Raw genomic sequence first — 16388 nt, 5'->3', positions numbered from 1 at the left:
GGAGGGTTCCTTGAGTCTCCTTGCCCGACTGGCGCCGCACCTGCCCTATGTTCGTCGCTACGCCCGTGCTTTAACCGGCGACCAGACCACCGGCGACCACTATGTGCGGGTGGCGCTCGAGGCCCTGGCGGCTGGCGACCGCGTGCTGGAGGCGAGCCTTACGCCCCGCGTGGCGCTCTACCACGTGTTCCACGCCATCTGGTGCACCTCCGGGGCCCAGCTGGAGGCGCCGCAGGACGACGACGGCCCCGCCACCGACGACACCACCCGCCGGCTGATGCGGATCGCGCCGCGGTCGCGCCAGGCGTTTCTGTTGACGGCGCTGGAGGGCTTCACACCCAGCGAGGCGGCGCAGATCCTGGCCACCGACTTTCAGGAGGTCGAGCAGCTCATTGCCGAGGCCCAGTCGGAGATCGACGCCGAGTTGGCCACCGACGTGCTGATCATCGAGGACGAGCCGGTGATCGCCGCCGACATCGAGGCGCTGGTCAGGGAGCTCGGCCACAACGTGAGCGACATCGTCGCCACGCGCCAGGAAGCCGTCGAGGCCGCGACCCGCGCCGCGCCGGGCCTGGTGCTGGCCGACATCCAGCTCGCCGACGGCTCGTCCGGCGTCGACGCGGTGAAGGACATCCTGGCCGAGCACGACACGCCAGTGATCTTCATCACCGCCTTCCCGGAGCGCCTGCTGACCGGAGAGCGGCCGGAGCCGACCTTCCTGATCACCAAGCCGTTCCAGCCGGAAACGGTGAAGGCGGCGATCGGTCAGGCGCTGTTCTTCCACCCGCGCCACCGCGCCGAAGCGGCCTAACCGGATGCGTAGGCGTTCCGCCGCTCGGGCCGTGCGCCATGAAGAGCCGGCCGATGTGGCCCGGCCGTTCGCCTGGATCGCGGCAATCGCGTTCGCGATCGGCTTCTGGGGCTACATTGCGGCGCTGCCGCTGATCGGCTGACGCGCCTCCCTTCCCTTCATGGGTCAAGCGCGATTTGCTCCTCCCCTCGCTTCAAGCGAGGGGAGGTGTCGCACCGGCGAGCCGCGGCAAGGCGAGCCGCGACGGAGGGGGCGACGCGCACCGGCGGCGGTGACAGTCCTGCGCCGGCGTTCCCCCCCATCGTCGCACATCGGCCCTGACGGGCCTCGTTTGCGACACTTCCCCCCGCTTCGCGAGGGGAAGAGCGGGAAGCGCGGCGCCGACGATGTGTGCTTCCCTCCCCATGAAGGACCCATGAAGGGGAGGGATGGTCCGCGCTACCGCGAGGCCACCGTCAGCACCGGCGTCGCGACGTAGCTGGCCGGGAAGATACGCTTCAGCGCCGCCACCTTGGGCAGGTCGTAGGTGGCGATGTAGCCGCTGTCGGGGTGATGGACGAGGTAGTCCTGGTGGTAGCCCTCGGCAGCGAAGAAACCGCGCAGCGGGTCCACCCGCGTGGCGATCGGCTTGGCGAACGCATGCGCGGCGTCGAGTTGGGCGACATAGCGGTCGGCCACGTCCTTCTGCGCCGGCGTGGCGTACCAGATCTCGGAGCGGTACTGCGAGCCTTCGTCCGGGAACTGGCCGCCCACCTGGGTCGGGTCCGTGGCGACCGAGAAGAAGATGCGCAGGATCTGGCCGTAGGAGACCTGCGCCGGGTCGAACACGATCTTGATCGACTCGGCATGACCAGTCGTGCCGGTCGACACCAGATCATATTGAGCGGTGGCAGCCTGGCCGCCGGCGTAGCCGGAGATCACCTGCTTGACCCCTTTGACGTGCTCGAACACGCCCTGCATGCCCCAGAAGCAGCCGCCGGACAGCACCGCCGTCTCGGTCGGGCCGGACGGTGGTTTGTCATAGGCTGCGAGCGGCACGGCCATCGGCGCGGCTTCGGCGACGCCGGGCGCGAGCAGCCCGCGCGCGGCGAAGACGCCAGCCAGCGCGACGCCGGCCAGCAGGGTCGCGCGCAGGGCTTTGCCGAAACGATGAGCTCTGGGGAGCAGGGGCATGCGGGTCTCCGTGGAAACGCTTCAGCGAAGAATACGTGCGCGGCGCGGCTGGCGTTACAAGACTTCTGCGATGGCCGGTCGCTTGCGGACCTGCCCGTGCAGGAGCGATGCGATGGATGACTGGCCCGAGCTCGACTACGCGGCGCTGCACCCGACCATGCAGACGCTGCAGCTCTTCACGCAGGTGGTCGGCAAGGTGCGCTTGGCGCGCACGCCCTGGATCAATCACGCGTGGCATGTGACGCTCTACGTCTCGGCGCGCGGGCTGACCACGTCGCTGATCCCGAACGGCGGCGGCGGTCTGGAGCTGGAGTTCGACTTCATCGCCGGCGCGCTAATCGTGCGCACGACGGCCGGCGACGAGCGCCGCGTGCGGCTGGGGCCGAAGAGCCTCGCGGCGTTCTACGCCGAGGTCATGGCGGCGCTCGAGGAACTCGGCGCGCCGACGCTCATCGACCCGGCGCCGAACGAGCTGCCGGTGGCGACGCCCTTTCCGGACGACCATGCGCCGCGCGCCTATGATCCGGCCGCCGCGCTGGCCTTCTGGCGGGCCCTGGTGCAGATCGACCGCGTCTTCCACCGCTTCCGCTCGGGCTTCCTGGGCAAGGCAAGCCCAGTGCACTTCTTCTGGGGCAGCTTCGATCTGGCGGTGACGCGCTTTTCCGGCCGGCGCGCGCCGCTGCACCCCGGCGGCGTGCCGCATCTGCCCGATCCGGTGACCCAGGAAGCCTACTCTCACGAGGTCTCCAGCGCCGGCTTCTGGCCGGGCGGCGGCGCGGTCGAGACGCCGGCGTTTTACTCGTACGCCTATCCGACGCCGGAGGGATTCGCGGCGGCGACGGTGGCGCCGCCGGCGGCGGAGTGGGACGCCGCGCTCGGCGAGTTCATCCTGCCCTACGATGCCGTCCGTTCGGCGCCCGACCCGGACGCGACGCTACTGGCGTTCCTGCAGAGCACCTACGCCGCGGCCGCCGGCCTCGCCAGTTGGGATAGGGCGGCGCTGGAATGCGCGGAAGGGCGGATCGGCGTCCCGCGAGCGGTCGGCTGACACACCGCGGCGTCAAGCCCCCTCCACCGCTGTGCGGTCCGCTTCCCCCGAGGGGGAAGGGTTTGGCGTCACCGATTCAGACTGACTTCAGCCGTCACTCTCGCACGTATCGCCCCAGCCCATCGACCAGCCAGTCGAACATCAGGCGCATCCGCCGGCTGGTCTTCAGGTCTTCGTGCATCGCCACCCAGACCTCCATCTCGTAGCGGAACTGGTCCTGCAGCACCGGCACGAGGTCGGGGTTGCGGCGCGCGAGCTGCTCGTGGCAGGCGCCGATGCCGAAGCCGGCGCGCAGGACCGCGAGCTGGGCGAGGTCGGCGTCGCTGCGGAACGCGAACGCGACGGCGTCCAGCGATATCTGCCGCTCGCGCAGGGTCTCCAGCATCTGCCGGTCGCGGTCGAAGCCGATCGCGGCGTGGCCGGCGGCCTCGAGCGTCTCGGGAAGGCCGTGCGCCTCGATGTAGCGGCGGTGCGCGTAGAGGCCCAGCCGCACCGCGCCGACGCGCCTGGCCAGCAGCGCGCCCTGGGTCGGGCGCACCATCCGCACCCCGATGTCGGCCTCGCGGCGCAGCAGGTCCTCCTGGCGGTTGGAGAGCGCCAGCTCGATCGTCACGTCCGGGTGCGCTTCGCGGAACGCAGTGAGCACCGGCGGCAGCACTTCCACCCCGACGATCTCGGCCGCCGTCAGCCGGACCACCCCGCGCACCGAATCGCGTTCGCCGGATGCGGTGCGCACCAGCGCCTCGGCCGCCGCGGCCATCGCCTCGGCGTGCGGCCGCAGCGCCAGCGCGGCCTCGGTCGGCGCGAGGCCGCTGGCGGAGCGGGTGAACAGCGGGGTTCCCATCTCCGCCTCCAGCGCTTCGATGTGCCGGCCGACGGTCGGCTGGCTGAGTCCGAGCGTCCGCGCCGCGCCGGAAAGGCTGCCCTCGGCCAGCACCCCCAGCAGGGTGCGGTAGTGATCCCAGGAGTCCATACGAAAACGTATGGAGAAAGCACTATATTCGTCAATTCCGAATGGCGCTCGAACAAGCGATACGTCCATGCATCAGATCGGAGCGACCCCCATGACCATCTCCCCTACCCGCAAGACCGCCCTCGTCGTCGGCGTCACCGGCTCGTTCGGCGCCCACGCCGCCCAGGCCCTGATCAAGCACGGCTGGGCGATCCGCGGCTTGGCGCGCGATCCAGCGGCGGCGGCCGCCCGCGTCGGCGAGCACACCCCGATCGCGTGGGTCAAGGGCGATGCGATGGACGCGGGCAGCGTCGTTGCGGCCGCCGCCGGCGTGCAGCTGATCGTCCATGCCGCCAACCCGCCGGGCTACCGCAACTGGAAGGGCACGGTGCTGCCGATGACCGACAGCGTGATCGCCGCCGCCAAGGCTTCCGGCGCGCGCCTCGCGATCCCCGGCAACGTCTACAACTACGCGCCGGACGCCGGCCCCGCGATCGCCGAGGATGCGCCCCAGGCGCCGGCCACCCGCAAGGGCGCGCTCCGGGTCGAGATGGAGCGGCGGCTGCGCGCGGCCTCCGACCACGACGGCGTCAAGGTGCTGATCCTGCGCGCCGGCGATTTCTTCGGTCCCGCCGCGCCCAACAGCGCGCTGGCCTGGCTGGCGCAGAAGGCCCGTGGCCGGGTGACCGGCGTCTTCACGCCCGGTCCGGCCGGCCACGCCTTCGCCTACATGCCCGACCTGGGCGAGACCCTCGCTCGTCTGGTCGACCAAGAGGAGCGCCTGGCCCGATTCGAGGTGTTCCATTTCCGCGGCCAGTGGATCGAGCGCGGGGCGGAACTGGGCGAGGCCATGCGCCGCGCCTGCGGTCAGCCGAAGCTGCCGATACGGCCGTTCCCCTGGCTCGTCGTGCAACTCGCGGCGCCGTTCAACGAGACGTTCCGCGAGCTGCTGGAGATGCGCTACCTGTGGCGAAAGCCGATCGGGCTCGACAACGGCCGGCTGGTGAAGTTCCTCGGGCAAGAGCCGCATACGCCGCTCGACGCCGGTCTGCGCGCCACCCTCATCGACATGGGCTGCCTGGAGGACGAACCGGCTGCGCCGCGTCAGGCCAGCCGCGCCACCTCGGCGATGGCCCCGGCGATGTGATAGAGCGACGAGGCCGGGGCGGGCTCCTGGCGGAACGCGCCCGCTTCGTCCCGCCAGTCGCGCCATAGGCCGGGCGTGGGCGTCTGCAGGAACGCCTCGAGCGCCCCGCAAGCCTGCGCCGCCGCCTGCCACAATGCGCCGTCTCCGGTGAGGGCGGCGGCCCGGGCGCAGGCTCGGATGCGCTCGGTCTGGGCCCAGAGCCGCGCGCCGCGGTCGAGCGGCGCGAGGCGCTCGTCGAGGGCGAAGATCACGAAGCCATCGGCATCGACGCCCCGTCGCTCCGCGACCTCGATCAGCTTCAGCGCCGCCGCGCGGCTCGCCGCATCGGCCTCGGGCCAATCGAGCAGCAGGAAGCCCCATTCGTAGAGGTGACCGGGCCAGACGTAGCGATCCGCGGGGTTGGCCGGCTTCAACCAGTCCGCCGCGAATTTCTCGCCCAGCGCGCCGGTGGCCGGATCGATCAGCCGCTCCAGCGCCAGCCGCGCCTGGCCCGCCGCGAGCCGGGTCCAGAGCGGGTCGCGCGACAGTCGCGACCAGGCCTGGAAGCTCTCGAACAGGTGCATGTTGGGATTGGCGAACAGCGGCGCCGCCAACCCCTCGGCCTCCGCGTAGCCGCCGAGCGGATGCTCGAAGCGCTCGAGACGCTGGGCGAGGGCCAGCGCGTCCGCTTCGAGCGCGGCTTCGTCGAAGCGCGCCCTGCCGGCCGCCAGCCCGAGCAGGGCGAACGCCTGATCGTAGAGCAGGCCCATCCCGTCGAGCGCCTCGCCGCCGGCGCCGGCAGGACTGCGGTAGAGGCCGTCGTCGCCGCGCAGCGCGAGCATGCCGTCGAGGGCATGCCGGGCGGCCTTCCGCGTCGGGCCGCTCCAGCCCAGGCGGGCGGCCAGCATGTAGACGTGCGCCTGGCGCGCTTGCACCCGGAACCGCTTGGGCGCATCGACCGGCGCCCCGGCCTCGTCGAGCTTGTCGAAATACCCGCCGGACGGATCGGCCCCGGCCGACCACCACGTCGGCAAGGCGTGGTGCATGAACCAGCGATGCAGCCGCGCGGCCGCCGCGCTCGCCGGATGCGCAATCGCCTTGGTTCCGCTCATGCGCCAACTCGCTGGATCATGCCGCGCTTCTTCCCGGCGCGCCGCCTCGCTATGGTCGCGCCGCGCCAAGGCGACAAGGACCCAAAAACCGAAGATGACTCAAGCCGATCCGATCCTCGCGGTCGACAATCTGACGGTGCGCTTCCAGACGCACGACGGCCTGGTCGATGCGGTGCGCGGGGTCTCGCTCAGCGTCGGACGCGGCGAATGCCTGGGCGTGGTCGGCGAGAGCGGCTCGGGCAAGAGCCAGACCTTCATGGCGGTGATGGGCCTGCTGGCCGCCAACGGCGTCGCCGCCGGCTCGGCCCGCTACCGCGGCCGCGAGCTGCTCGGGCTGAAGCCGGCGCAGCTGAACAGGATCCGCGGCTCGAAGATGACGATGATCTTCCAGGATCCGCTGACCGCGCTGACTCCGCACGTGCGGATCGGCGAGCAGATCGCCGAGCCGCTGCGGCTGCACCTGGGCATGAGCGGCCAGGCGGCGATGAAGCATGCGCAGCTGTGGCTGGAGAAGGTGCGCATCCCCGACGCGAAGCGCCGCCTGACGCAGTATCCGCACGAGCTTTCCGGCGGCATGCGCCAGCGGGTGATGATCGCCGCGGCGATGGCCTGCAGTCCCGACCTGCTGATCGCCGACGAGCCGACCACGGCGCTCGACGTCACCGTGCAGGCCGAAGTGCTGGACCTGATGGCCGACCTCAAGCGCGAGACCGGCGCGGCGATGGTGCTGATCACCCACGACATGGGCGTGATCGCCCGGCTGGCCGACCGGGTCTGCGTGATGAAGGACGGCGCCTACGTCGAGGAAGGCGAAGCCGAGGCGCTGTTCGCCGATCCCCAGTCGCCCTACACCCGCAGCCTGCTGGAGGCGATCCCGCGCCTCGACCGGGCCGATCGCGGCGGCCGCCCGACCCTGGCGCCACCCCCTGCAGATGCGCCGGTGGTGGTGCGCGGCGAGGACGTGAAGGTCTGGTTCCCGGTGCACGAGGGCCTGTTCGGCGCGCACCGGCAGCTGCGCGCCGTCGACGGCGTCAGCTTCGAGATCCGCAAGGGCGAGACGCTGGGCGTGGTCGGCGAGAGCGGCTGCGGCAAGTCCACCCTGTCGCGTGCGGTGCTGAACCTGATCCCCGCCACCGGCGGGGCGGTCACCGTGCTCGGCCGCGACATCAGCCGCGCCGACGCCGAGACTCTGCGGGGGGTGCGCAAGGACCTGCAGATCGTGTTCCAGGACCCGCTGGCCAGCCTCGATCCGCGCGCCACCATCGGCGATTCGATCGCCGAGCCGCTGCGGGTGTTCAAGCCGGATCTGTCGCGCGCCGAGCGGCAAGCGCAGGCGGCGGCCATGATGCAGCGCGCCGGCCTGTCGCCCGAGCTGGTCAACCGCTACCCGCACGAACTCTCCGGCGGCCAGAACCAGCGCGTCGGCATCGCCCGGGCGATGATCCTCTCGCCGCAGCTGGTGATCTGCGACGAAGCGGTCTCGGCGCTCGACGTCTCGATCCGCGCCCAGATCATCGATCTCCTGATCGAGCTGCAGAAGGACATGGGGCTGGCGATGATGTTCATCAGCCACGACCTCGCCGTGGTGCGCGAGATCAGCCACCGGGTGCTGGTGCTCTACCTCGGCCGGGTGATGGAACTGGCCAGCCGCGAGCAGCTCTACGCGGCGCCGCAGCACCCCTACACCAAGGCCCTTCTGTCGGCCGCGCTGATCCCCGACCCGGCCCGAGAGCGCGCCCGCCGCCGCATCCGCCTCGACGGCGAGCCGCCCAGCCCGCTCGACCCGCGCGCCCCGCTGCGCTTCCTGCCCTCGAAGCTGGCCGAGCAGCCGGTCTACGTGCCGAAGCTGCTGGAAGTCGCCCCCGGCCATCTGGTCAGCGAGTTCGACCCAGCCTGATGGCGAGGCTGCGAGGTTTGGTCCATCGATCCAAATCGGGGCTTGACAGTGGTCGTTACTTTTGGTGATTTATCCCCGGCCTGCCGCGGCAAGCCCCGGTCTTTGACATCGTGAATTGAAACAGCGACGCTCGATGGCCCGCATCGATGCGGCGCGGCTCACCGCCAGCGGTCGGCCATCTGGAGCGTCGAGGGGTATTGGGTGACGTACTGCGCCAGGCGCGGGCGGTCGCCGGTGTTGGGCGAGGCGCCGTGCGGCAGGGCCGAATGCCAGATGATCAGGTCGCCGGCGTTGGCGGCGACGCGCCGGGCTTGCGCCGACAGGTCGACCCGGCGCGGATCGACGCCGTCGCCCAGGCCTTCGAGCCAGGCGTCGATGCCGCGGTGGAATCCAGGCACGACCTCGAAGGCGCCCTGTTCGGCGCCGGTGTCGGTCAGGTAGATCATCCCCTGCACCTGGAACACCACCGGCGGGACCAGGCTGATGTCCCAGTGCAGGCGCGGCCCCGGAAACTCGACGCCGGGTCGGACCGGCGGGTTGAAGCTGACGCGGTCGAGGCTGGTCCAGAGGTCGGCGGAGCCCCAGACCTGCGCGAACGCCTTCAGCAGACGCGGCGAGGTCCGCGCCGGTTCGAGGGCGGGATGCTGGAACAGCTGGACCATGATCCCGTGCTCGGTGAGCCGCCAGGAGTCCGGCTCGTCGCGGTCCGCGCCGGCGCAGGCCCAGACGACCTCGGCCAGCGCCTGCACTTCATCCGGTGAGATGACCGCCGGCACGACGACGTAGCCGTCCGCCTGCCAACGCCGCAGGGCGGCCGCGTCCAGCACCGGCTCGGCTGCCTCGATCGTCGCGATGCGCCGCCGCACCGAGTCCGGCGGCGGCGCGCCGGTTGTCATCGCCTCGAATCGGGCGATCCCCTCGGAGTCCACGCCGCCGGCGCGCGCATCCGACCACGCCAGCAGATCCTCCACGGCTTCGAACCGCTGCAGCACGTCGCGCCATTCCTCGGGAGCGACGCCCAGGGTGTTGAGCGCGATCCGGTCGAGGTTGCGCTCGGCGCCGGTCAGCGGACGCCGCTGGCCGCCCTTCGCCCGCAGCCAGAGAGCCTCGATCCGACGGGCGGCCGCCGATCCCATCACCCCAGTCCGCACCGCAGACCGCGCCTCAGTCCGCATCGCCGCGCCTCGTCCGCCGCAATCGTCGCCGGGGTGATCATAGACCGCCATCGCCGCATCCGACGAGGACTCAGAAGCAGGTCTGGATCGCGCCGCTGACCGCGTAGTCGTCGTCCACCAGATAGATCAGCCGCCACCGGTCGAAGGTGGAGCAGGGGTGGGAGGGGCCGAGCGCGACCATGTCGCCGACCGCGACGTCGTCGGCGGCGTCGAACACCATGTGCGCGTGCTGGTCGTTCAGCTGCGCGACCTCCCAGCTCGGCCCCGCCGCGGCCGGCCGGGACGAAGCGCCGGGCCGGTAGCGCCAGAGCGGCCGGGGCAGCCCGGCGTCGGCGCCGATGTCGCGCCGGCCGGCGCCGAGGATCGCCCGTCCCGGTTCAGGCCGGGAGATCACGTAAGCCCAGACCTCGAGCGCGTTCTCGAGCCGCCCCGGCAGCGCCCGGGCCTCGGGCGAGCGGTCCAGCAGCTGGGCGTAGGAGCGCTCGTAGAGGCCGATGTCGTGCGACAGGTAACAGCCGCTGCGCAGCAGCACGAACGAAGGCCTGGAAAGGCGCACCGCCCCCAGACGCCGGGTCACGAGGTCGAAGAAAGCGGAACCGCCGGCGCTGAGAATCACCTCGGGGCGTGCGAACAGGCCCGCGGCGTCGATCTGCAGCGCCGCATTGGCGACGTCGTCCAGCAACGCGGTCACCCGCGCCGCGCCCTCGTCGGCCGGCAGGCTCTGGTTCAGGCCCTCGAACGCCTCGACGCCCGCGAGCGCCAGACCCGGCGCCTCGCCCACGGCGCGGGCGACGGCGAGCGCCGCGGCCGCATCGCGGCAGCCGGCGCGCCCACCCGCGTAGCCGATCTCGACCAGTACGTTCAGACGCGACGGCGAACCGGCGGCGACCATCGCCGCCGACAGGCGCCGCACTCCCTCGACGCTGTCGGCCAGCATGAACAGGTCCAGCGCCGGATCCGAAGCCAGGGCGCCCGCGATGTAGGCGAGATCCTGAACGCTCACCACTTCGGCCCCCACGACGATGCGCGCAGCGCCGGCCAGACTCGCGATGCGCATCTGCCGCGCATCCGCCACCGTCAGCCCCCAGGCGCCGTCCGCCAGTTGCCGGGCGAACAGCTCCGGGCTCATCGTGGTCTTCCCGTGCGGGGCGAGCCGCGCGCCGGAAGCATCGACGAAGGCTCTCATCCAGCGGCCGTTGCCGTCCAGCGTCGAGGTCTTCAGCACCGCGGCCGGCAAGGGCAGGTCCTCGGCCAGCAGCCGCCAGCGACGGGCGCCGATCTGCGACAGCGCCAGGGCGCCGGCCGCGTGCGGAAAGCCCTTGGTTCGACCGTCGAACACGGGATCGAGGCTGGTCATCCGGCCAGCATAGCCGCTCAACGCCGCCGCGACACAGTCCAGGTTTTGACTCTGAGTTCAAAAATCAAACCCGCCGCGGGGGATATCGCGGCGGGTTTGACGATCTGTCGATCCAGTTGGGCGTTTCCTCCCCGAAAACGCCGGAGACTTCAGGATCTTGAACGAACCTTCATGTCTCTCGCGTCAAGAAGAGAACGGCAAATTTTCTCGCGTGTCAACGCCGCGCGCCGCTTTGGCGCACAGTTTTGCCGCTGAAAGGAACACAACGCGGTGAAACTTGGACGCGGAGGTCAACTCTAACGCGATGAACCGCCGTTTTTTGACGGTTCAGGCAATTTCACAGCTGAAGGCGTCGCGCGAGTTCCTCGATCACCTCGCTGGCGGCCTCGAACACGTAGGTCGGATTGGCAACGGTCACCGGACCGACGCCTGCGTCGCTCAGCGCCCCGGCTGCGGCGAACACGTCGCGGCCGCCGACCAGCACGCCGAAAGGCCGCGGCGCGGCGATCACGCCGGCCAGCGTCTCGATCGCGGTCCGCGCCGTCTCCTCGAACTCCGCCGGCCATATCAGCGTCGCCGTGCGCCGCCCCCGCGCGCGAGCCTCGACGATGCGCAGCAGCCGGCGCGCCGACCGGAGCTGCGGCGCGGTCCACGTGGCCCGCAGGCTGGCTGCGAGCTGGGCTTGGCTCGCCAGGATCAGCCCGTCGGAGAGCACCTTCAAGCCGTTGGCCGCCAGCGTCGCGCCGGTCGTGGTGATGTCTGCGACCAGTTCTGCCGCGCCTGCCGCCGGCGCGCCTTCGGTCGCCCCGCCGGATTCGACGATACGATAGTCGATCACGCCGTGCTGGGCGAAGAAGGCGCGGGTCTGGGTGAGGTACTTGGTGGCGACGCGCAGCCGCCGGCCGGTGCGGGCCAGGAACAGATGCGCGACTTCGTCGACGTCGGCCATGGTGTCGACATCGATCCAGCCTTTCGGCGCAGCGACCACCAGGTCGGCCCGGCCGAAGCCGAGCGCCTGCAACAGCAGGATTCTGTCGTCGAGGTCGTCGGCGAGCTCGCGCAGCAGATCCTCGCCGGTGACGCCCAGGTGCGCCTCGCCGCTGAAGAGCGCGCCGGCGATCTCGGCGGCGGAGACGAGCCGGACCTCCACGTCCTCGAGCCCGTCGATCCGCGCCGCATAGCCGCGGTCGCCGCCCACCGAACGCACGGGCAGGCCGCAGTCCGCGAGCCAGGCCTCGGCCTGCTCCTTCAGCCGTCCCTTCGACGGCAGGGCGAGGATCAGCGGACCGCCTTGCATCGCCACGCTCATCGCGCGCCCTCCCGCCAGGCGCGGCCGGGCCGGACCATGCAGCCGACGGCGCCGCAGGCGAGGCTGGCGCCGAGGCGCGAGAACAGGCTGTCGTAGCGGCCGCCGGCGGCGACCGGGCGATGGTCGCCCAGCGCGGCGCTGCGCACCTCGAACAGCATGCCGTCGTAGTAGCCGAAGTCGCGGCCGAAGGCGGTGGAGAAGCGCATCGCGGCCTCCGGCGCGCCTTCGTCGATCAGGGCGGCCAGCCGGCGCCCCCAGCCCTTCAGCGCCGCCTCCAGCTTGCCGCCGCCGGGGCCGGCCAGGCGCTCGACCGCCTCCAGCGCCGCCTTGGGGCGATCGGAGATGGCGAGGAAGCGGCCGATCAGCAGCGCCTGCTCGCGCGTCAGGTCCGGGGCGCGGGCGACTGCGGCGCGCTCGGAGAGGCGATGCACGATTTCCTCGGCGGAACGGCCGCCGGCAGGCGCGATGCCGGCGAGCGACCAGAGATCCTGCAGCACCAGCGCCGCCTCCGCCTCGGGCAGGCCGGTCAGCAGCTTCGCGAGCCGGTCCCCTGACTGGACCGCGCCCGGGAGCGAGGCTGGCGTCGAAGCGCGGTCCAGCGTCTCCCGCAGGCGCCTGGGGCTGGCGAACGCACGTTTCATCCGCGCCGCCAGCGGTGGAGCGAGCTGCAGGCTCTCGACGAAGGCGGCGAACAGGCCGGCGTCGCCCAGCTCCAGGGTGAGGTCGTCGCGGCCGCCGGCCGCCGCCGCGCGCCAGGCGAGCCCGGTCATCTCGGCGTCGGCCTCCGGCGCAGCGCCGGGCTCGAACGCCTCAGCGCCGACCTGCAGGAACTCCTCGTAGGCGTCGCGGCCGCGCGGGGCGGCGCGAAACGCCTTGCCCTCGTAGTAGTAGCGCCCACCGGTGCGGCCGCTCTCCATGTGCTGGCGCGCGGCGGGGATGGTGAAGTCGGGCCGCAGCGCCGCCTCCTCTCCCCCCTCCGCCTGCACCAGGATCAGCCGCTCGCGCATCGCCTCGCCGGACAGATCGAGGATCAGGCCGAGCGGCTGCAGCACCGGCGGATCGATCGGCTCGGCGCCCAGCTCCGCGAACGGCGCGCGGACGGCGGCCAGCACCTCCGACGGCAGCGGCGGTTCGCACCTCATCGACCGCGCCCGACGATGGCGCGGACGGTGGCCACGAGGTCGGCGCGGGCGGCGGTCACCTGGCCGGGCCGGTCCTCGCGCCAGGCCTTGTTGTCGGCGACGCCCGCGGCCAGCTGGCGGCCGAGATCCAGGTCCTTCACCGTCACCCGCCCGGCGGCGATCTCGTCCTCGCCGAGGATCACCGCGGCCGGCGACAGGCGGCGGTCGGCGTACTTCATCTGCGCGCGCATGCCGGAGCCGCCGAGGTAGACTTCCGCAGCGAGGCCCGCGGCCCGCAGCTCGGCGGCGACGGCCACGTAGTCGGCCATGCGCGCCTGGTCGAACGCGATCACCACCACCGGGCCGCGCGCCTCGGCGACGTCGGCGCGGCCGCTGGCGGCGAGCGCGGCGGCCAGGCGCGAGACGCCGAACGAGAAGCCCGTGGCGGGCACGCGCTCGCCGGTGAAGCGGGCCACCAGGTCGTCGTAGCGGCCGCCGCCGCCGATCGAGCCGAACCGGGTCGGCTCGCCGGCTTCGTCGGTGGTCTCGCCCAGCAACTCGGCCTCGAACACCGCGCCGGTGTAATACTCGAGCCCGCGCACGACCGAAGGCTCGAACAGCGCCTGGTCCTCGCCGATGCCGAAGGCCGCGAGGCCGGCGCTGACGCCCGCCAGCTCCGCCAGACCCTCGTCGGCCTCGGCCGAGCCGCCGATGACGTTGGCGAGCCGGTCCAAAGTCGCCGCCCGGCCCCCCTGACCGGCCGAGACGAACGCCAGCACCGCGTCGATTGCGTCGGTCTGCAGCTCGGCGCCGCGGGTGAACGCGCCGGACTCGTCCTTGCGGCCGGCGCCCAGCAGCAGCTTCACGCCCTCGAGGCCGAGCCGGTCCAGCTTGTCGACCGCGCGCAGCACCGCCAGCTTCTGCCCCTCGGCGGCGACGCCGGCGGCGGTCAGCAGGCCATTCAGCAGCTTGCGATTGTTGATCTTCAGGACGTAGGCGTCGCGGGCCAGCCCCGCCGCCGCGAAGCCCTCGACCGCCATGGCGATGATCTCGGCGTCCGCCTCCGGGCGCGCCGAACCGACCGTGTCGGCGTCGCACTGCACGAACTCGCGCCAGCGGCCGGGTCCCGGCTTTTCGTTGCGCCAGACCTTGCCCCAGGCGTAGCGCCGGAACGGCTTGGGCAGGCCCTCCCAGTTCTGCGCCACGAACCGGGCCAGCGGCGCGGTCAGGTCGTAGCGCAGCGCCATCCATTCCTCGTCGTCGTCGCGCAGGGCGAAGACGCCTTCGTTCGGACGGTCGGCGTCGGGCAGGAACTTGCCGAGCGCGTCGGCGTACTCGAACGCGCCGGTCTCCAGCGCCTCGAAGCCGTAGCTTTCATAGACGCGGCTCACCGCCTCGAGGATGCGCCGCTCGGCCGCCAGCGCGGCGGCGCGGCGATCGACGAAGCCGCGCGGGGCGCGCGCCTTGGGCCGGCCGGTCTCTGGTTTCGGGGCGTCGCTCATGGCCGGGCGCTTAGCGGCTGCGGGCTGGGCCGGGCAAGGCCGAAGAGAGGGTCCATCCGTGTTTCGTCCTTCTGAAGAAGACGCCGGATGGTGCGGATGCGCCCCGTCCGGCCATCGGCCGCGGGGCGGAACGTCAGCGCTTCAGCTCAGGCGCGTCCGAACCGGCCCGCGGAGGGTCGGGTGATGCGCGTGGTGGTGTCGGGCGCGGTCCATGGCGCGGATCTATAGCGGGCAATCCTCGTCAAAGCCATGTTCGATCGACCCAACGCTCCGCGAGCCCGGGGGCTTGCACGGAAGACTAGTCTTAGATATATCAATTCTTACGATATATCTGGACATGAAGAGCCTCCCCATGAATTCCCCCATTTCCGTCCTTCGCCCGCAACGCCCGAGCTGGACCCTGACCGTCGTCGGCGCACGCGACGTCACCCCGCGGATGCGCGAGGTCAGTCTGATCGGCGATCTCGCCGCGTTCGCCTACAAGCCGGGCCAGGACCTGTTGCTCAGCCTGCCGACGGCGGCCGGAACCGCGCGGCGGCACTACACCATCCGCCGGTTCGACCCGGCCGAGCAGCGGCTCGACATCCAGTTCGTGCTGCACGGCGCCTCGCCGGCGGCGGACTGGGCGCGGGACGCGAAACACGGAGACGCCCTCGTCGCCGAAGGGCCGCGCGGCCGCACCTGCGTGAGCGGCGCGGCGGACTGGCGCTTGTTCACCGGCGACGAGACGGCGCTGCCCGGCATCGCGGCCATGATCGAGGGGCTGCCGGCTGGCGAGCGGGCGTTCGCGGTGATCGAAGTCGGCAGCACCGCGGACGAGCAGCCGATCGAGACCGCCGCGTCGCTCGAGCTTCGCTGGCTGCACCGCCAAGGCCCCGCGCGGGCGCCCAGCCAGGCGCTGATCGACGCGTTGGCGGCATTCGAACTCCCGCCAGGCGTCGGCCAGGCCTGCGTGATCGGCGAAACGGCCACCGTGCGCGCGCAGCGCCAGGGCTTGATCGCGCGCGGAATGGCCAAGGCCCAGATCGCGGCCGAGGGCTATTGGCGTCCGGGCCGGATCGGCGGCCACGACCACATCATCGAGCCGGACTTCTTCGGCCTGGGCCGCGGCCGCGAGCGGGCGGGGGCGCGGGGCTGACGCGACGGGATATGACGCGAGCACCACCAACCCTTCCCCCTTTGGGGGAAAGCGGCGAGCCGCGCGAAGCGCGCTCCGCCGATGGGGGCTTCGGTGCTGGCGGAGAGACCCCCATCGGCGACGCGTTGCTGCGCAACGACGCGCCGCTTTCCCCCTAAGGGGGAAGGGTTTGGTCTGTGATTTCAGCCTGATTTCAACCGCCTGACCCGTCCGGTCAGCGCGCGGCGGCGCGGACCGACTTCGGACCGGACAGCATCTCCGCGAGGCCCCAGGCGGCGCCGACCAGCACCAGATTGACGCCGTTCTCGGCCCAGGCGCCGTGGTCGTGCGGCCGCGCGAGCAACAGCGGGATATGCACCAGCAGGCTGAAGGCGGCGTACATCACGCTCAGCAGGATCGCCGCCAGCCGCGCCTGCACGCCGGTGAGCACCGCCAGTCCCGCGGCGACCTGGGCGACGCCCGTGGCCCAGGCCCAGAAGATCTGGGCCGGCGGCAGCCACGCCGGGACCATCGAGGCGGTGAACTTCGCGTAGACGAAGTGGCTGATCCCGAACACCAGCAGCGCGGCGCCGAACAGCCAGCGCACGGCGCGGGCGATGATCACGCCGCCGGCGGCCCGCGGCGTCTTGGCGTAGGCGAGCAGTCCGCCCAGCGTCATCACCGTGCT

Annotated in this window: 14 protein-coding genes; 5 read left to right on the top strand and 9 right to left on the bottom strand. The window is 71.8% G+C overall.

Annotation, left to right across the window (positions count from 1 at the left end; genetic code table 11):
- Positions 1-10 precede the first annotated feature (10 nt).
- The gene (locus VGL30_RS01695; protein WP_331536120.1) at positions 11-811 is read left to right on the top strand and encodes a response regulator; all 801 of its coding nucleotides are present in this window, start codon (positions 11-13) and stop codon (positions 809-811) included.
- A 438-nt stretch (positions 812-1249) separates the two neighbouring features.
- Here the strand turns inward: VGL30_RS01695 and msrA are convergent, their stop codons facing one another.
- Positions 1250-1984, bottom strand: coding sequence for a peptide-methionine (S)-S-oxide reductase MsrA (gene msrA, locus VGL30_RS01690; protein ID WP_331536118.1), 735 nt, complete (start codon positions 1982-1984; stop codon positions 1250-1252).
- 112 nt (positions 1985-2096) lie between these two features.
- On the opposite strand from msrA, the gene VGL30_RS01685 reads away from it, so the two are divergent.
- Positions 2097-3032 (top strand): DUF5996 family protein, encoded by a 936-nt coding sequence (locus VGL30_RS01685; RefSeq protein WP_331536116.1) that lies wholly within the window; start codon positions 2097-2099, stop codon positions 3030-3032.
- 94 nt (positions 3033-3126) lie between these two features.
- Here the strand turns inward: VGL30_RS01685 and VGL30_RS01680 are convergent, their stop codons facing one another.
- Positions 3127-4005 carry a LysR family transcriptional regulator gene (locus tag VGL30_RS01680; RefSeq protein ID WP_331536114.1) on the bottom strand — a complete coding sequence of 293 codons (879 nt, stop codon included), beginning with the start codon at positions 4003-4005 and terminating at the stop codon, positions 3127-3129.
- A 91-nt stretch (positions 4006-4096) separates the two neighbouring features.
- Here VGL30_RS01680 and VGL30_RS01675 point away from each other — a divergent pair, with 91 nt between their 5' ends.
- On the top strand, positions 4097-5131 hold the full coding sequence (locus tag VGL30_RS01675; RefSeq protein WP_331536112.1) for an NAD-dependent epimerase/dehydratase family protein: 1035 nt from the start codon (positions 4097-4099) through the stop codon (positions 5129-5131).
- Here VGL30_RS01675 and VGL30_RS01670 read toward each other — a convergent pair.
- On the bottom strand, positions 5089-6222 hold the full coding sequence (locus tag VGL30_RS01670) for an AGE family epimerase/isomerase (RefSeq protein WP_331536110.1): 1134 nt from the start codon (positions 6220-6222) through the stop codon (positions 5089-5091). The two genes, VGL30_RS01675 and VGL30_RS01670, sit on opposite strands and share 43 nt — an antisense overlap.
- 94 nt (positions 6223-6316) lie before the next feature.
- Here VGL30_RS01670 and VGL30_RS01665 point away from each other — a divergent pair, with 94 nt between their 5' ends.
- Positions 6317-8119 carry a dipeptide ABC transporter ATP-binding protein gene (locus VGL30_RS01665; RefSeq protein WP_331536108.1) on the top strand — a complete coding sequence of 601 codons (1803 nt, stop codon included), beginning with the start codon at positions 6317-6319 and terminating at the stop codon, positions 8117-8119.
- Positions 8120-8277: 158 nt separating this feature from the next.
- On the opposite strand, the gene VGL30_RS01660 is transcribed toward VGL30_RS01665, so the two are convergent.
- From VGL30_RS01660 to hisS, 5 genes are all read right to left on the bottom strand, one after another.
- Entirely contained in the window at positions 8278-9255 is a 978-nt protein-coding gene (locus VGL30_RS01660; RefSeq protein WP_331536106.1) for a phytanoyl-CoA dioxygenase family protein, read from the bottom strand.
- 109 nt (positions 9256-9364) lie between these two features.
- Positions 9365-10651 (bottom strand): amino acid deaminase, encoded by a 1287-nt coding sequence (locus VGL30_RS01655; protein ID WP_331536104.1) that lies wholly within the window; start codon positions 10649-10651, stop codon positions 9365-9367.
- Between the two features lie 337 nt (positions 10652-10988).
- Entirely contained in the window at positions 10989-11960 is a 972-nt protein-coding gene (gene hisG, locus VGL30_RS01650) for an ATP phosphoribosyltransferase (protein ID WP_331536102.1), read from the bottom strand.
- The gene (locus VGL30_RS01645; protein WP_331536100.1) at positions 11957-13102 is read right to left on the bottom strand and encodes an ATP phosphoribosyltransferase regulatory subunit; all 1146 of its coding nucleotides are present in this window, start codon (positions 13100-13102) and stop codon (positions 11957-11959) included. Before VGL30_RS01645 ends, hisG begins: the two co-directional genes overlap by 4 nt.
- Complete coding sequence (gene hisS, locus VGL30_RS01640) at positions 13099-14583, bottom strand: histidine--tRNA ligase (RefSeq protein WP_331536098.1); 1485 nt, start codon at positions 14581-14583, stop codon at positions 13099-13101. The genes VGL30_RS01645 and hisS overlap by 4 nt, the downstream gene beginning before the upstream one ends.
- 352 nt (positions 14584-14935) lie before the next feature.
- Here hisS and VGL30_RS01635 point away from each other — a divergent pair, with 352 nt between their 5' ends.
- A complete protein-coding gene (locus VGL30_RS01635) occupies positions 14936-15721 on the top strand; it encodes a siderophore-interacting protein (protein ID WP_331536096.1) in 786 nt (261 codons plus the stop codon).
- 214 nt (positions 15722-15935) lie between these two features.
- On the opposite strand, the gene VGL30_RS01630 is transcribed toward VGL30_RS01635, so the two are convergent.
- Positions 15936-16388 (bottom strand): DoxX family membrane protein (locus VGL30_RS01630; protein WP_331536094.1); only part of this gene is annotated, 453 nt, incomplete at its 5' end.

The organism is Phenylobacterium sp. (assembly GCF_036502675.1).
In the GTDB taxonomy this organism is placed as follows: Bacteria; Pseudomonadota; Alphaproteobacteria; order Caulobacterales; family Caulobacteraceae; genus Phenylobacterium.
Note: the sequence above shows the minus strand (reverse complement) of the source record. Positions and strands in the feature narration are given on the sequence as shown.

Bases quoted from the DNA above. Each gene is read 5' to 3' on its own strand.
- VGL30_RS01665 (WP_331536108.1), top strand. From the start codon at position 6,317: ATGACTCAAGCCGATCCGATCCTCGCGGTCGACAATCTGACGGTGCGC.
- hisG (WP_331536102.1), bottom strand. From the start codon at position 11,960: ATGAGCGTGGCGATGCAAGGCGGTCCGCTGATCCTCGCCCTGCCGTCG.
- VGL30_RS01660 (WP_331536106.1), bottom strand. From the start codon at position 9,255: ATGGGATCGGCGGCCGCCCGTCGGATCGAGGCTCTCTGGCTGCGGGCG.
- VGL30_RS01680 (WP_331536114.1), bottom strand. From the start codon at position 4,005: ATGGACTCCTGGGATCACTACCGCACCCTGCTGGGGGTGCTGGCCGAG.
- VGL30_RS01670 (WP_331536110.1), bottom strand. From the start codon at position 6,222: ATGAGCGGAACCAAGGCGATTGCGCATCCGGCGAGCGCGGCGGCCGCG.
- VGL30_RS01635 (WP_331536096.1), top strand. From the start codon at position 14,936: ATGAATTCCCCCATTTCCGTCCTTCGCCCGCAACGCCCGAGCTGGACC.
- msrA (WP_331536118.1), bottom strand. From the start codon at position 1,984: ATGCCCCTGCTCCCCAGAGCTCATCGTTTCGGCAAAGCCCTGCGCGCG.
- VGL30_RS01685 (WP_331536116.1), top strand. From the start codon at position 2,097: ATGGATGACTGGCCCGAGCTCGACTACGCGGCGCTGCACCCGACCATG.
- VGL30_RS01675 (WP_331536112.1), top strand. From the start codon at position 4,097: ATGACCATCTCCCCTACCCGCAAGACCGCCCTCGTCGTCGGCGTCACC.
- VGL30_RS01645 (WP_331536100.1), bottom strand. From the start codon at position 13,102: ATGAGGTGCGAACCGCCGCTGCCGTCGGAGGTGCTGGCCGCCGTCCGC.
- hisS (WP_331536098.1), bottom strand. From the start codon at position 14,583: ATGAGCGACGCCCCGAAACCAGAGACCGGCCGGCCCAAGGCGCGCGCC.
- VGL30_RS01655 (WP_331536104.1), bottom strand. From the start codon at position 10,651: ATGACCAGCCTCGATCCCGTGTTCGACGGTCGAACCAAGGGCTTTCCG.